Source organism: Aliiroseovarius sp. xm-d-517 (genome assembly GCF_013283135.1).
Lineage (GTDB): Bacteria > Pseudomonadota > Alphaproteobacteria > Rhodobacterales > Rhodobacteraceae > Aliiroseovarius > Aliiroseovarius crassostreae.
Genome location: NZ_WBXT01000001.1, coordinates 1,228,020 through 1,242,918, shown reverse-complemented (window position 1 = coordinate 1,242,918; position 14,899 = coordinate 1,228,020). Strand labels below are relative to the sequence as shown.

The 14,899-nt window shown below is 59.0% G+C and carries 14 protein-coding genes; 2 read left to right on the top strand and 12 right to left on the bottom strand.

Annotated elements, in window-relative coordinates; genetic code table 11:
- Positions 1-26 precede the first annotated feature (26 nt).
- Both gltA and gltX read right to left on the bottom strand, forming a co-directional pair.
- Positions 27-1,322: a citrate synthase gene (gene gltA / locus XMD517_RS05870; protein ID WP_173486582.1), complete on the bottom strand. Its 1,296-nt coding sequence runs from the start codon at positions 1,320-1,322 to the stop codon at positions 27-29.
- A gap of 58 nt (positions 1,323-1,380) precedes the next feature.
- Positions 1,381-2,784, bottom strand: a complete 1,404-nt coding sequence (gene gltX, locus XMD517_RS05865; protein ID WP_173486581.1) for a glutamate--tRNA ligase — start codon at positions 2,782-2,784, stop codon at positions 1,381-1,383.
- Positions 2,785-2,873: 89 nt separating this feature from the next.
- On the opposite strand from gltX, the gene XMD517_RS05860 reads away from it, so the two are divergent.
- Together XMD517_RS05860 and XMD517_RS05855 are read left to right on the top strand one after the other, a co-directional pair.
- Complete coding sequence (locus tag XMD517_RS05860; protein ID WP_371734401.1) at positions 2,874-4,943, top strand: ComEC/Rec2 family competence protein; 2,070 nt, start codon at positions 2,874-2,876, stop codon at positions 4,941-4,943.
- A gap of 64 nt (positions 4,944-5,007) precedes the next feature.
- On the top strand, positions 5,008-5,970 hold the full coding sequence (locus XMD517_RS05855; protein WP_173486580.1) for a LysR family transcriptional regulator: 963 nt from the start codon (positions 5,008-5,010) through the stop codon (positions 5,968-5,970).
- 167 nt (positions 5,971-6,137) lie between these two features.
- Here the strand turns inward: XMD517_RS05855 and XMD517_RS05850 are convergent, their stop codons facing one another.
- From XMD517_RS05850 to XMD517_RS05805, 10 genes are all read right to left on the bottom strand, one after another.
- Positions 6,138-7,355, bottom strand: a complete 1,218-nt coding sequence (locus tag XMD517_RS05850; protein WP_173486579.1) for a DegT/DnrJ/EryC1/StrS aminotransferase family protein — start codon at positions 7,353-7,355, stop codon at positions 6,138-6,140.
- Positions 7,356-7,523: 168 nt separating this feature from the next.
- Positions 7,524-8,903 (bottom strand): glutamine synthetase family protein, encoded by a 1,380-nt coding sequence (locus XMD517_RS05845; protein WP_173486578.1) that lies wholly within the window; start codon positions 8,901-8,903, stop codon positions 7,524-7,526.
- Complete coding sequence (locus XMD517_RS05840; RefSeq protein ID WP_173487933.1) at positions 8,903-9,583, bottom strand: type 1 glutamine amidotransferase; 681 nt, start codon at positions 9,581-9,583, stop codon at positions 8,903-8,905. Before XMD517_RS05840 ends, XMD517_RS05845 begins: the two co-directional genes overlap by 1 nt.
- A gap of 265 nt (positions 9,584-9,848) precedes the next feature.
- Positions 9,849-10,655 (bottom strand): ABC transporter permease, encoded by an 807-nt coding sequence (locus tag XMD517_RS05835; protein WP_173486576.1) that lies wholly within the window; start codon positions 10,653-10,655, stop codon positions 9,849-9,851.
- Positions 10,652-11,536 (bottom strand): ABC transporter permease, encoded by an 885-nt coding sequence (locus XMD517_RS05830; RefSeq protein ID WP_173486694.1) that lies wholly within the window; start codon positions 11,534-11,536, stop codon positions 10,652-10,654. The genes XMD517_RS05835 and XMD517_RS05830 overlap by 4 nt, the downstream gene beginning before the upstream one ends.
- A 123-nt stretch (positions 11,537-11,659) precedes the next feature.
- Positions 11,660-12,370, bottom strand: a complete 711-nt coding sequence (locus tag XMD517_RS05825; RefSeq protein WP_173486575.1) for a transporter substrate-binding domain-containing protein — start codon at positions 12,368-12,370, stop codon at positions 11,660-11,662.
- A 79-nt stretch (positions 12,371-12,449) separates the two neighbouring features.
- Entirely contained in the window at positions 12,450-13,256 is an 807-nt protein-coding gene (locus XMD517_RS05820; protein ID WP_368493349.1) for an ABC transporter ATP-binding protein, read from the bottom strand.
- A 188-nt stretch (positions 13,257-13,444) separates the two neighbouring features.
- Complete coding sequence (locus XMD517_RS05815; RefSeq protein ID WP_173486574.1) at positions 13,445-13,882, bottom strand: TerB family tellurite resistance protein; 438 nt, start codon at positions 13,880-13,882, stop codon at positions 13,445-13,447.
- 174 nt (positions 13,883-14,056) lie between these two features.
- Positions 14,057-14,350, bottom strand: coding sequence for a DUF1330 domain-containing protein (locus XMD517_RS05810; protein WP_173486692.1), 294 nt, complete (start codon positions 14,348-14,350; stop codon positions 14,057-14,059).
- 100 nt (positions 14,351-14,450) lie between these two features.
- Positions 14,451-14,885, bottom strand: coding sequence for a TerB family tellurite resistance protein (locus XMD517_RS05805; RefSeq protein WP_055189459.1), 435 nt, complete (start codon positions 14,883-14,885; stop codon positions 14,451-14,453).
- Between the last annotated feature and the right edge of the window lie 14 nt (positions 14,886-14,899).

Sequence of the window (14,899 nt, the reverse complement as noted above, 5' to 3'; positions counted from 1 at the left end):
CCTCGGAATTTGAGTATGTCCTGGGATCAGCGGTTTTCCACATCCGTGTAATCGCGGGCGGTGGCACCGAGATAGAGCTGACGCGGACGACCGATTTTCTGGCCCGGATCACCCAGCATCTCTTTCCACTGCGAAATCCAGCCCACGGTGCGCGACAGCGCAAAGATCGGGGTGAACATCGAGGTCGGGAAGCCCATGGCCTCCAGAATGATGCCAGAATAGAAATCCACGTTCGGGTAGAGTTTCTTGTCAACGAAATACGGATCTTCCAGCGCGATGCGCTCCAGTTCCTTGGCCACTTTCAGCGTTTCGTTGTCTTCGATGCCCAGAAGGCCCAGCACTTCGTCGGCGCTTTCTTTCATCACCTTGGCGCGCGGGTCGAAGTTCTTGTAGACGCGGTGACCAAAGCCCATCAGGCGGAACGGATCGTTCTTGTCCTTGGCGCGGGCCACATATTCCGGGATGTTGTCCACCGACCCGATTTCACGCAGCATTTCGAGGCAGGCCTGGTTGGCGCCACCATGGGCAGGGCCCCACAGACAGGCGATCCCGGCGGCGATACAGGCGAACGGGTTGGCACCCGACGACCCGGCCAGACGCACGGTCGAGGTCGAGGCGTTCTGTTCGTGATCTGCGTGCAGGGTAAAGATCCGGTCCATGGCGCGGCTCAGAATCGGGTTCACCACATATTCTTCGGCAGGCACGGCGAAACACATGCGCAGGAAGTTCGAAGCATAGTCCAGATCGTTGCGCGGATACACAAACGGCTGGCCGATCGAGTATTTGTAGGCCATCGCGGTGATGGTCGGGATCTTGGCGATCATGCGAACCGCTGCAACTTCGCGCTGCCACGGGTCATTGATGTCAAGCGAGTCATGATAGAAGGCTGACATGGCCCCCATCACGCCGGTGATAATCGCCATCGGGTGTGCGTCGCGACGGAAGCCCGAGAAGAACTTGATCATCTGCTCATGCACCATCGTGTGGTTGGTCACGCGGCTTTCGAAATCCTCAAGCTCGGTGGCCGAAGGCAGTTCACCGTAAAGCAGCAGGTAGCACACTTCGAGGTAATGCGATTTTTCCGCCAGCTGGTCGATCGGATAGCCGCGATACAGAAGCTCGCCCTTGTCGCCATCAATGAAGGTGATGGTCGAATCGCAGCTTGCCGTCGAGGTGAAGCCCGGGTCATAGGTGAAGACATCGCCCTGGGCGTAGAGCTTGCGAATGTCGATCACATCCGGGCCTGCCGTCGGCGAGTACATCGGCAATTCCAGTTCCTTATCCCCAAAGGTGAGTTTCGCGGTTCCGGTTTGTTCAGCCATTCTAGTTCCCTTCGTGCAAGACCCGGCCCGTTCAGGCGGGTGGTGTCGTATTGGTATATTATGTGCTCGCGTCGTTTAGTCGGGCAATGGTTTCGTCCGGCCCAAGCACCAGCATCATGTCAAAAACGCTGGGGGTTACGGCGCGTCCCGCGAGGGCAGCGCGCAGTGGGGCGGCCAGCTTTCCGAACTTCAGCCCGTGGGCTTCGGCAAGGCCATTGAGGATCCCCTCAAGCGTGTTGCGATCCCAGCTAGCATTTTGCAGCTGCGGCGTCAATTCTCTCAGTATACTACGGGATACATCGTCCAGCGCCTTTTGCGCCTTCTCATCGCGATCCAAGGGGCGAGATGCCAAGATAAAATGAGCTTTTTCAGTGAGTTGAGGGAAGGTTTTGGCGCTGGTTTTCAGCACATACATCGCTTTTGACAAAAGTTCACTTTGCAGTGCTGTCAGGTCAACCTCCCCCGTGACGCTACGGAATGCTGCATATGCGGCTAAAATCGCCTCGTCTTCCATTACGGCCATATGCTGACCGGACAGGTTGTCGAGCTTCTTGAAATCGAACCGGGCAGGAGATTTGCCGATTCCCTTCAGGTCGAACCATTCCAGTGCCTGCGCATCCGAGAAGAACTCGTCATCCCCATGCGACCAGCCCAGTCGGGCCAGGTAATTGCGCATCGCCTCAGCCGGGTATCCCATCGCCTGATATTCCTCGACCCCCAACGCGCCATGGCGCTTCGACAGCTTCTTGCCGTCGGGGCCGTGGATCAGTGGAATATGGGCCCAGACCGGAATGTCCCAGCCCATGGCCTGATAGACAAGTTGCTGACGGGCTGCGTTGTTCAGGTGGTCATCCCCCCGAATGGCATGGGTCACCCCCATATCATGATCGTCCACAACAACGGCCAGCATATAGGTGGGTGTGCCATCGGAACGTAAACAAATCATGTCATCGAGCTGATCATTGCGGATCGTGACATTGCCCTGCACCGCGTCCTCGATCACCGTGACGCCTTCGCGCGGGGCTTTCAGGCGCACCACGAAGGGGGCATCCGGGTGGGTGGCCGGATCCGCATCGCGCCAGGGCGATTGATAGAGGGTGGATTTCCCCTCGGCCTTGGCCTGATCGCGGAAGGCCTGGATCTCGTTCTGGGTGGCGAAGCATTTATAGGCATGGCCCTTGGCCAGCATTTCATGCGCCACTTCTGCATGACGGTCCGCGCGGTCGAATTGAGAGATCACCTCCCCATCGTGATCGAGCCCCAGCCACTCCATGCCCCTCAGGATCGCATCCGTGGCTTCAGGTGTTGAGCGCGCCCGGTCGGTGTCTTCGATGCGCAGCAGAAACTTGCCGCCGCGGCCGCGGGCGTAAAGCCAGTTAAACAGCGCCGTGCGGGCACCGCCGATATGCAGATAACCGGTGGGCGAGGGGGCGAAGCGGGTGACGACCTGATCAGCGTTCATGAGATGTTAACCTTTTGGAAACCATGTGAGGCGTATGCCTGTAGATGCGTTAAGGGCGTGTTAAAGCAAAAGGGAGGCCAAGAACAAGCGTGCTGGCCAGGATCAGCCCCTTATCTGTCATGCAGGCGGGCCTCACCCGGGTCGAACGGGAACGGGGACGGTTCCTGCACTGGGTGCCGATTTTCCTCGGAACAGGGATCGGGATCTATTTTCTGTTGCCGGTAGAGCCGGGGCCTCTCGTCTACGGTGGGCTTGTTGGCGTGACCCTCCTCTCTGTCCTGATCACCCGTTTCTGGCCCTGGGGGCTTGGCCCTGTGTCTCGGGGCGTGGCATTGATTGCCGCCGGGATTTGCCTGGCCGGGGCAAGGGCGCATTACGTGGCAGCGCCGGTCCTTGATTTTCGCTATTACGGCCCGGTTGAGGGGCGGATCATTGCCATGGACCGCTCGCAAAAAGATGCGGTGCGGCTGACGTTGGATCAGCTTCGGCTGGCGGATACGTCCCCGGATCGGGTGCCACGAAAGGCGCGGATATCCCTTTATGGGGATGACAGTTTCACCACGCCGCAGGTCGGGATGCGCGTGGCCGCGACCGCCCATCTGTCCGGACCGAACGGTCCGGTTGAACCCGGAGGGTTCGATTTTCAGCGCATGGCGTGGTTCAGGGGGATCGGGGCAATTGGCTATACCCGCAACCCGTTGCTGGAACTTGAACCGCCGGATGGCGGCTGGGGTGTCGTGCAGATCAATCGCTTGCGCATGGCGCTTTCGGCCTGGGTGCAGGGGATCCTGCCCGGTGAAGCGGGCGCATTTGCCGCCGCCATCACCACGGGGGATCGTTCTGCGATCAGCCCTCCCACATTGGAGGCGTTGCGCGGATCGAACCTTGCGCATCTGCTGGCTATTTCCGGGTTGCATATGGGGCTGCTCACCGGATTTGTCTATCAGGCTGCGCGCTATCTGATGGCTTTGTTGCCCGGACTGGCTCTGCGACGCCCGACCAAGAAAATCGCGGCGGTTTTGGCGATTGGGGCAGGTGCGTTCTATTTGCTTCTGTCCGGGGGAAACGTGTCGACCGAACGGGCCTTTATCATGGTAAGCACCATGTTTGTCGGTGTCCTGTTTGACCGCCGTGCGCTGAGCCTGAGGGCCGTGGCTATGGCGGCGGTGATTGTCCTTTTGCTGCATCCCGAGGCCCTGACCGAACCCGGTTTCCAGATGTCGTTTGCCGCGACCACGGCACTGGTGGCGGTGTTCGGCTGGCTTGGTCCTTATCGGCGGTATTTCGGGCCACGCTGGCTGCAGCCGGTGATGGCGGTGGTGCTGTCCTCTGCCGTGGCGGCGGCCGCGACCGCCCCGTTTGCGGCGGCGCATTTCAATCAGGTCAGCCATTTCGGTCTGTTGGCCAATCTTCTGTCCGTGCCACTGATGGGCAGTATTGTCATGCCCGCGGCGGTGCTTGCGGCATTGCTCAGCCCGTTTGGGCTGGGTTGGGTGGCGATCAAGGTGATGGGCCCACCGATCAACTGGATCATTGGGGTTGCAGGTTATGTTTCCACGCTGGATGGGGCGGTTGGCTATGTGCCGCAGCCGATGTCTTCGGTCTTGCCCTTGGTGGCGTTCGGAGGGCTTTTGCTGGTTTTGCTGACCCGGTGGGAAAAGCTGCTGGGGGCGTTGGTGTTTGGGGTTGGGCTGTTATTATGGAGTAGTGTTGACAGACCCCCGGTCCTGATCAGCCAGACAGGTGGATTGGTTGGTGTCATGACCGAGCAGGGGCGTGCTTTGTCCAAACCCAAGGGAGAGGGGTTTGCAGCCCGGATCTGGCTGGAAAACGATGGTGCGCCCGCAGAGCAGATTGAGGCCTATGCGCTTGGGGCTTTTACGGGGGACAACGGCTATGCCGAACTGGTTCTTGCCGGGCGCCCGATGGTGCATCTCAGTGGAAAACGCGGGGCGGGACGACTGGTTGAGGCCTGTGCCACCGGGGGGATTGTGGTCATGAACCAGACCGCTGAGGCGAAGATGTCGCCTGATTGCTGGATCATCAGCCCCACCGACTTGCGCCGAACTGGCTCTCTTGCGCTATGGCCCCAGGGGACGGGCTGGCGCATGATTTCGGCGCGCGATCAGCAGGGGGAGCGGTTGTGGACCCGCTGGTAGCGGCTGATATTGATTGCCCGCCCCAAAGACCCTAGCCTGTGGCGATGTGGCAAGGAGCGCGGAAATGGTCGAAACCGTGGGCAAAATTACCTTCTGGGGTGTGGAAGTCTTTGTGGCCATTGCCGATGAGCGCGCCATTTCGGCGGCGGCGCGGCGCCTTGGGGCAAGCCCCTCTGCCGTCAGCCAGCAACTGAGCAACCTGGAACTGTCGCTGGGGGCGGAGCTTTTCAACCGGTCTGCCCGGCCGCTGACCCTGACCCCGGCGGGTGAGCTGTTTCTGAAACGGGCCCAGGCCATTTTGAACGAAGCTGAGCAGGCTCGTGCTGAACTGGCCCAGAGTGAATTGGCCAGTTTGATGCGCCTGCGGCTTGGCGTGATCGAGGACCTTGACGCGGAAGTGACCCCGCTATTGCTGACGCAGCTGTCCCAACAGCTTGGAACAACTCAGTTTTTGCTGGAAACCGGGGCGTCGCATCGGTTGTATGAACAATTGGAGGCACGGGCACTGGATGTGATTGTCGCCGCTGACATTGGTGCAGCAGCCCATTGGATGGAGATCCACCCCGTGTTGCAGGATCCCTTTGTGGCTGTTGTGCCAAGGGGGTATCTGCGAGGCAAGGACAGTGCAGAGCTGCTTTCTGGTCTGCCTCTGGTGCGATATAGCGCGCGCCATTACATGGGGCGGCAGATTTCCGACTATATCGCACGGCACCATTTGCGCATGGAATGCCGGTTTGAGCTGGACAGCTATCACGCGATCATGGCGATGGTGGCAAAGGGAGGGGCGTGGAGCGTGCTCACGCCGCTGGCCTATCTTCATGCGCAGCAATTTCGTGAGGATGTCGAGTTGGTGCCCCTGCCTTTTGGCGCGCTGAAGCGGCAGATCTCTTTAGTGGCGCGGCGCGATGTGTTGGGAGGGCTCCCGCTGGATATTGCGCAATCGCTACAAAGCATTTTGTCGCAAACCGTGCTGGAGCCTGGGCTGGCAGAAATGCCGTGGTTGCAAAAGGACTTGCGGCTGCTTTGAGGGCAAGATTTCTGCTTGGCGGGGGCCGACCGGGGGGTATTTCAAAGAAAACTAGAAAACTAGAAAACTAGAAAACTAGAAAACTAGAAAACTAGAAAACTAGAAAACTAGAAAACTAGAAAACTAGTTTTCTGTGCGGTCAGCGTGGGGGCTGTTTCATGCTCATCTCAGGCGGCGGAGTGTTGCCGGTGTTGAACAACCTCATCCGCGGCCTTGATCAGCGCCTGGGCGATGAATTCCAACTCATCTTGTTTCAGGCGAACAGGCAGGCGTGTGTCACAGGCACGCATCAGCATTTTGCGGGTTTGCGGCAAGGGGCCCGGATCCGGAATGAACTGCCAGTTCCAGAACGCCCGCGCGTTGTCTTCGCTGGCCCCAAACACCTGAACGGACACACCGCGCGCCTTGGCGGCATCCTGGAATTTCAGCGTTTCCTGATCGGAAAACCCAACAAGGTTAAACTGGATCGAATCCGGGGCGCGGGTTTCCGGTTCAAGTGGTGGTGGGACAGTCAGCCAGGGGCTCTGGTTCAGACGTTCGGCGACATAATCATGATTGGCCAACCCGTCCGTGACGCGTCTGGAAAGCTCGGGGATCTGGGGGCGGATGACTGCCGCGGACAGGTTTGACAGGCGGGTATTGTAGAGAGGCAGCCTGTTTTGCCAGCGGGCAAATGCATCTGTAAGCTCAGGCGAGTTGTCGCCGTGGGGTGTTTTGTGCTTTTTCCAGTTATGCTCGTAAGCGCCGGACATGATGATGGCACGGGCAGCGAGATTGGCATCGTCCGTAATCAGGATGCCCCCTTCACCAGCATTCAGCATTTTATAGCTCTGGAAGGAAAAACAGCCAATTTTGCCGATGGTGCCAATTTTCCGGTCATGCCAAAGCGTGCCAAGCGAATGGGCCGCATCCTCAATCACCGGGATACCGCGCGCGTCACACAGTGCCATGATGGCGTCCATGTCCGAGGTATGCCCACGCATGTGGCTAATGATCACCGCACCGATATTGTCTTGCAGCTTTGCCTCAAAATCCGTCAGGTCCACGCGATAATTGTCGCCAACTTCGACCAGCACCGGCACGCAATCCGCATGAATGACGGAGCTGGGGACGGCGGCGAAGGTGAAGGCGGGGATGATCACCTTGGTGTCACGCGGTAGGTCGAGCGCCTTAAGCGAAAGAAACAGCGCGGCAGAGCAGCTTGCCACCGCCAACGCATATTTCGCCCCCATCTCTGCGGCGAATTCCTCTTCAAGAAGCGCAACCGGCGCATCCTGGGCAGCGGTATAGCGAAACAGATCCCCCGATTGCAGCAGGCGATCAATTTCAGCGCGCGCTGCAGCCGGGATGGGTTCGGCGTCATAGACATTTGGGGCAAGCGACATGGGAGCTCCTGCTTTGTCAAAGGCGATTGGGGCTGAAGGCGGGTTTGTTTTTCAGCTTTCCCAAAACTACTCTTTCAAAATACTAAAACAGGTTGCGGAGGCTGGCCATAAAAAACCCGCCTTCCGTCCAGGGAAAGCGGGCTTTCTGTGCGTGATCATCTGCTCAGATCAGACGTTCAGCAGAAGGTGTTCACGCTCCCACGGGCTGATAACCTGCAGGAATTCTTCATATTCCGTCCGTTTGATGATGGAATAGACACGGGCAAAATCCGGTCCAAGGATGTTTTGCATTTCCGTGGCGTTATCAAACAGATCCAGGGCGCTTCCTAGCCCGTTGGGGATGTCCCCTTCGCCTTCATACGCGTCCCCCCGGTATTGGGCATTGGGGCGTTTTTGTTCGACCAGTCCAAGATACCCGGCCGCAAGTGAGGCGGCGATCCCGAGATAGGGGTTGCAATCCATTCCGCCAATCCGGTTTTCAACCCGTCGGGCCTTGGGTGACGCGATCGGCACACGAATGCCCGTGGTGCGATTGTCACGTCCCCATTCCAGATTGATCGGGGCGGCGTTGTCCTTCACATAACGGCGATAGGAGTTCACGTAAGGGGCAAGAACGGCAACGGCGCTGGGCAGGTGGTTCTGCAGACCCGCGATAAAATGGAAAAACGCATCCGTTTCCCCGCCTTGCGGGCCGGTAAAGATATTTTCGCCCGTTTCACGATCCAGAACCGAATGATGGATATGCATGGCCGACCCCGGCTCTTCCTCAATTGGTTTCGCCATGAAGGTGGCAAAGCAATCGTGGCGCAGCGCGGCTTCACGGATCAGCCGTTTGAAGTAGAACACCTCGTCGGCCAGCTTGATTGGGTCGCCGTGGATCAGGTTGATTTCCAACTGACCGGCGCCGCCTTCCTGCGTGATCCCGTCAATCTCGAAACCCTGCGCTTCGGCAAAGTCGTAAATATCGTCGATCACCGGGCCAAACTCATCAACGGCCGTCATCGAATAGGCCTGCCGTGCGGCTGCGGGACGTCCGGATCGGCCCATCATGGGTTTGATCGCCTCGGCCGGGTCCAGATTGCGGGCAACCAGATAGAATTCCATTTCCGGGGCCACAACCGGTTCCCACCCTCTGGCGCGATAGAGATCAACCACCCGTTTCAGGACGTTGCGAGGAGAGAAGGGCACCGGCTCGCCATTGCGGTCATAAGCGTCATGGATCACCTGCAGGGTCCAGTCTCCGGTCCAGGGGGCGGCCGTGGCGGTGGACATGTCGGGCTTCAGGATCATGTCGCGTTCGATAAACCCCTCGTCCCCCGCAGCTTCCCCCCAATCTCCGGTGATGGTTTGGAAAAAGATGCTGTCCGGCAGGTGAAAATGCTCCTGCCGGCCAAACTTTGCCGCCGGAACCGCTTTGCCACGGGCAATGCCCGGCAGATCAGAGATCACACATTCCACTTCGTCCAGACGTTTCCCGTGCAGATAATCCTGCGCTGCTTCCGGCAGGGTGTCGATCCAGGCGGTTGTCGTTTTGCTGGACTGTCCCATCACTTTGCCCCTTTTTTCAGAACCTGCGCCATGCGTTCCGCAAAACGGGCATTGTCGGTGGCTGTCGAAAGCTGCTGCTCTGCCTCATCCAGCAGCGCGTCTGGCACCTTGCCGCGCCCCCGATGTTCAATCAGCCCGGCAATTAGATCCGCGGTGAATTCCGGATGTGGTTGGATTGTCAGGATCCTGTCTCCGTAGATCACCGCGGCATTGGCACAAAAATCAGTTGATGCGATCACCTCGGCGCCTTCGGGCAATTCGGTCACCTGATCCTGATGCCAGGCATTGAGCGCAAGCACCTCATCGCCGAAATCATATTCCGTCCGGCCAACGGACCAGCCACCAGCAAACTTCTCAACCTTGCCGCCCAGGGCCTGCGCGATGATCTGATGCCCAAAGCAGACACCGACCAGGGGCTGGCCCGCCGCACGAATGTCGCGGATCAGCTCTTCCAGCGGCCCGATCCAGTCATGGTCCTCATAAGCGCCATGTTTGGATCCGGTGATCAACCAGCCATCCGCAGCGTCGATGCCCGGAGGGAACTCCCCATCCACCACCGAAAAAATCTCGAACTCAAACCCATGCCCATCGAGGAGCCGGGTAAACATTACGCCGTAATTGCCGACGCTGTCTCGAACTTCGTCGGGTGAATGGCCCGCTTGCAGGATACCGATCTTCATGTGACACCAAATTTGATCAAATTTCAGCTCCTAACCTAGACGAGCAGATGCGGCCCGACAAGCCACTTTGAAGAAAGGATGTCAGGATCGGCGCTCACACAGGATATTACAGGCAGGAACGCCTGTTTTCACGGCTTATTTTCTTGTCACAAATATCCCGGGGTGAGCCTCGAAGAGGCGAGGGGCAGCGCCCCTTTCCCCGTCAAGCGAACCTTGTGAAAGCGGGCCGAGTCGGACGCGGAAGGTCCTTTGCAGCCAGATTTTCCTACCGAAACAGGTTCAAACGGACCCTGGCAGGTTTGCGCCGTTCCTGTGGCAGGTGCCGGTTCAGATGCCGGTTGGCCAGACCAAAAACCGTAATCACCACCAGCGTGAGCAGGATGAAATACATCGCAAGGATCGGGTATGGGACAAACGGGTTGAAGGTCTTGTCGGCGAAATAGCTGGCGTAATAGAGCGCATCGCCCTGCTGGCCGCGCACCGGAAAACTGGAAAACGACACCAGAGCCGTGGCATGAAACAGAAAGATCGCCTCGTTTGTATAGGATGGCCAGGCCAGCCGTAGCATGGTTGGAAAGGTGATCCGCCGGAACCGGGTGAGCCCCATGATCCCGTAGGCATCCGCCGCTTCCAGATCCCCTTTGGGGATGGACCGAAGCGCGCCATAAAAGATCTCGGCAGAATAGGCGGAGGTATTGCAAAAAAGCACAACCGTCGCCCCAAGCCATGCGGCGGTCAGCGGCTGAAACACCGGATAGGCCTGTTTCAGCGACAAAAACACCGCATAGGCAAAGAAAAACTGGATGAACAGCGGAGAGCCGCGGAACACATAGATGAAAAACTCTGCCGGTTTGCGGGCGAGCGCATGGCGGCTGTTTTTTCCCATCGCCAGGGCCACGGCAAAGAAAAAGCCAAAGAAGATTGCCACGATGCCGTAATAGATATTCCAGATCATCCCCGAGCCAATCAGGGTAAACTGGTCACACAGGGTGAAATCCGTGCGCGGCAGCAGTCGTTCTCCATACCCTATCGAGCGGAGCGCATAGTCCTGAATGGTTTGAAGACAGCTCATGCCGCGGCCTTTCTTTGTGCTTCACCGGCTGCGGTGGCCTGCCCCTTGGACAGGCGGGCCGAGATCTTTTTGAAGACGCGCTCCGACAGGCTGGTAAAGGCCAGGTAAAACACCAGCAGTCCGAAATAATAATACATATGCCAGTTGGAATGCGGGTAGTCTGAGAACTTGGCCGTTTTGGTCGCGCCCAGTTCCTTGGCCCAGTAAACCGCGTCTTCGACCCCCAGAAGGAACAGAAGGGGCGTGGCCTTGATCAGGATCATCCACAGGTTCGACAGGCCGGGCAGGGCGTAAACCCACATCTGCGGCACCATGATCCGCCAGAAGGCCTGCCGTTGGGACATGCCATAGGCCTCGGCGGTTTCCATCTGCGCCCGCGGCACCGCCTTCATCGCACCAAAGATCACATTGGCCGCAAAGGCGCCGAACACGATGGAGAAGGTCAGCACGGCCAGGAAAAACCCATAGGTCTCATGCACCCATTGCGCACTGGTCGACAGCGGCAGTTTTGCCTCGGCGCAGACCACGAAATCATTGCCCTGCCGGATCGGATCGGTCCAGTCGGGGCATTTCACCTTATGGCGCATCCATTCAAACGCCTGATCCAGTGCGATCACGAAGAACAGGAAAAACGCGATATCCGGCACGCCACGCACGATTGAAGTGTAGGCTTTGCCGATCCAACGAAACGGCGCAAAGCGTGCCCGAGAGGCCATGGCGCCCAGAAAGCCAAACCCAAGGGCCACCGGCGCGGTGATTGCCAACAACACCAGAACCGTCCCGAAAGACAGGTAGAAAGACATGTGCTTGCCCGTGGTCAGGTAGCACGAAAGCCACTGAAAGCCTTCAAGCGTCAAGGGGTCGGTGCAGTAGGAAAACATCGCAGAATCCGAAGGGCGGGGGCCGTGAGCGGTCTGCATCGGGTGGGAGTGCAAGCCCGTCAGGCGGCCAGGTTTGAAAGGGGGCCCGCCAATCCGGCAGGCCCCGAACATCAGAAAGTCAGATCACCACTGTGACGAGACTTCCCATTTTGCGATCAAGGTGTTCAGCGTGCCATCGTCCTTCATCGACTGGATGGCGGCGTCGAATTTGGCGCGCAGTTCCGGATCCGATTCACGGATACCCATGCCCACGCCACCACCGATGGCTTCCATGCGCTCCAGCATCACCAGACCCTCTTGGCCGACCATGGTGTCAAGGAACGATTTGTCTGCCAGCACCGCGTCAGCTTCGCCGTTTTTCACAGCAGCCACGGTTTCTTCCGGGGTGGCAAACTCGATCAGGGTCCAGCCCTGAGCGGCCACGAAGCCGGCCTGAATGGTGGTGGCCTGTGCGGCAACCACGGCGTTGGCCGGGTCCACATCTGCCGACATGGCGGCATAGGCCGAGGGATCGGGCGGCGTATAGGCTTGGGTGAAGTCGATCACCTCGTCGCGTTCGTCCGTGATCGACATGCCCGCGATGATGGTGTCATAGTTGCCCGACACGAGGTTCGGAATAATGCTGTCCCAGTCGTTTTTCACCCAGGTGCATTCCAGCTCGGCGCGTTTGCACAGCTCGTCGCCCAGCTCACGCTCGAACCCGTCAATCTCGCCATTGTCATTGACGAAGTTCCACGGAGCATAGGCGCCTTCGGTGCCCATGCGCACAGTGTCCGCCATAGCGAACCCTGCGCTCACAGCCAGGGCGGCCGTGGTCAGGATCAGTTTCTTCATGTTGTTCTCCCTTGGTTATTCTGTTGTTAGTCTGCGGATAACCCGCTGAAAATCAATGTCGAATGTCGCAGCCTTGGTTTCAGGCCGGTTGCGAATGGGACAGGAATTGCTTCAGGCGGTCGCTTTTCGGATTGCCAAAGAGTTCTGCAGGCGCGCCTTCCTCTTCGATCAGACCCTGATGCAGGAACACGACGTGGTCCGAGATGTCGGCGGCCATGCGCATGTCGTGGGTCACGATGACCATGGTGCGCCCTTCGGCGGCCAGATCCTTGATCACCTTGATCACCTCTTGTTCCAGCTCGGGATCAAGCGCCGAGGTCGGTTCGTCAAACAGCAGGGCGCGCGGTTCCATGCACAGCCCGCGCGCAATCGCCGCGCGTTGCTGCTGGCCGCCCGACAGCTGCGAGGGCCACATGTCGCATTTGTCGCCAATGCCAACCTTGTCGAGATAGTAACGCGCTTTTTCCTCCACCTCTGCCTTGTCACGCCCCATCACCGTGATTGGCGCTTCCATCACGTTTTGCAGAATGGTCATGTGGGACCAGAGGTTGAATTGCTGGAACACCATCGACAGGTTGGTGCGGATCCGGGTGACCTGTTTGCGGTCCGCCGGGTGGCGATCCAGCCCGTGCCCGCGCCAGGCAATCGGCTCGCCTTCGAACCTGATCTCTCCCTGCTGGCTTTCCTCAAGCAGGTTGGCGCAACGCAGAAGAGTGGATTTGCCGGAGCCGGAAGAGCCGATCAGCGACACCACATGGCCACGCGGGGCGACAAGATCGACCCCTTTGAGAACTTCCAATGCGCCATAGCTTTTATGCAGGTCGCGGATTTCGATCACGGGCGTGTCAGCAGTGTGTGCAGGGTCAGATATCGTGTCTGGGGTCACAGAATGGATCCGGAGTTGCCTTGTTCATTGACCCGTGAGTAGGGCGCAAATCTTGCACAAATGCAACGGCGAAAAGCCGGTGGCGTTGGGTAAGCTTTGGCTAAAGGGCGGCAATTCCGACGATTTGTCAACGAGATGCGCCGGGGGCCGGTAAGACACACGTCTGGCGGGTGCCGCGCCCGGCTGGACTATCCCTTCTGGGCCCGGATCCGAGCCAGGTTCGAATCGCGGTCATTGATCCCCAGAAGATGCGCCACCATCCGCATCAGGGCGTCCTCTTCCTCGGCGCGGGTCCCATCCGCAAGGACCACCGACCAGGCGGCTTCGATCACCGCGACACGGTCTTCAAGCCCCACCGCATCCTTGATTGCCCGGGTGAAGCGGACCGTGTCAGGGGCCTGGGTTTCGAAGGTTTCGGCCTGGTGCCTCAGGGCTGCGGCTGCGTCCGGAGACAGACCGTAGCGATCGGTAAGAGCCGCATCTATCGCGGCGATTTCCGTCGCCGCATAATCCCCGTCAGACCGCGCCAGCCGCACCAGCAGCGCGGACAGGGCAAGCCGGGCGTCGTCCTGATTGAGGGGCGAGGGGGCGGGGGCAAACAGCCGGTCGAACAAGGAAGCAATCATGGGATCAGATATAGGGGGGCAATGGCGCGCTGAAAAGGTGGATCACAAAGGGTTTTGGGGTGGGCAGGGGATCGGGTGCATCCCCTGTGCTCCCATGTGGTGGGAAAGGGGCGCTGCCCCTCGCGCTGCGCGCTCACCCCGGGATATTTGTGGCAAGAGGAAGAGCGCGGTGGCTCAGCCCTCATATCCCTCGATGATGATCAGATCGCCGCTGCTGACGGGGTCGCGCAGGGATTTGGCCTGTTGGTAGGCGGCGCTGGCATAGCAGTCTTTTGCGGCTTGGTAGCTCGGAAACTCGATCACGACATTTCGGGAACGGGCCGATCCTTCGACGGTTTCAAACGTGCCGCCGCGCACCAGAAAGCGCGCGTCGAACGCGGCGAAGGCGGGGCCGTTGGCCGCAACGTATTTCTTGTATTCATCGAGGTTCGAGACGTCGATCCGGCCAATCCAATATCCTTTGGGCATATTCATATCCATCTGTTGTCAATTTGGGAAAGGGGGGACGGCAAGGCACCGGGATTTTGGTGCTCGCGGCCCACCAAGCGTGGCCAGCTGCTGCGATGTGTCAGGGCGCCCCGTTTGCATTGGTGATGTCATCGCGGGTCAGCCCAAGCTCGCGGGCGACACGGGTGACAAAACAACTTTCCTCATCGCGCACGATCCCGTCGGCACGAGAGACCCCCCAGAGGGCGGAAAGCATCTGAAGGCGGGTTTCAGAGGAAACGCCTTCGCGCACCAGCGCGGTCAGTTCAGAGGTGTCCGGGGCTTCGGCTTCGAGCTTTTCGCAGGTGGCGCGGGCTTTGGCCGCCTCGACGGGGTTGAGGTTTCCATATCGGGAAAACAGCCTGTCGATCATGGCGATTTCTTCCACAGCGTAGTTCTGATCGGCCTTGGCAAGCCGCACCAAAAGAACCCCCATGGCAATCCGCCCATCCAGTTCGGGCAGAGGGGGGGCCTCCTGCGGGGTTTTTCGGAACTTCTGAAAGAATTCGGACAGCATGGGATCCTCTCCTG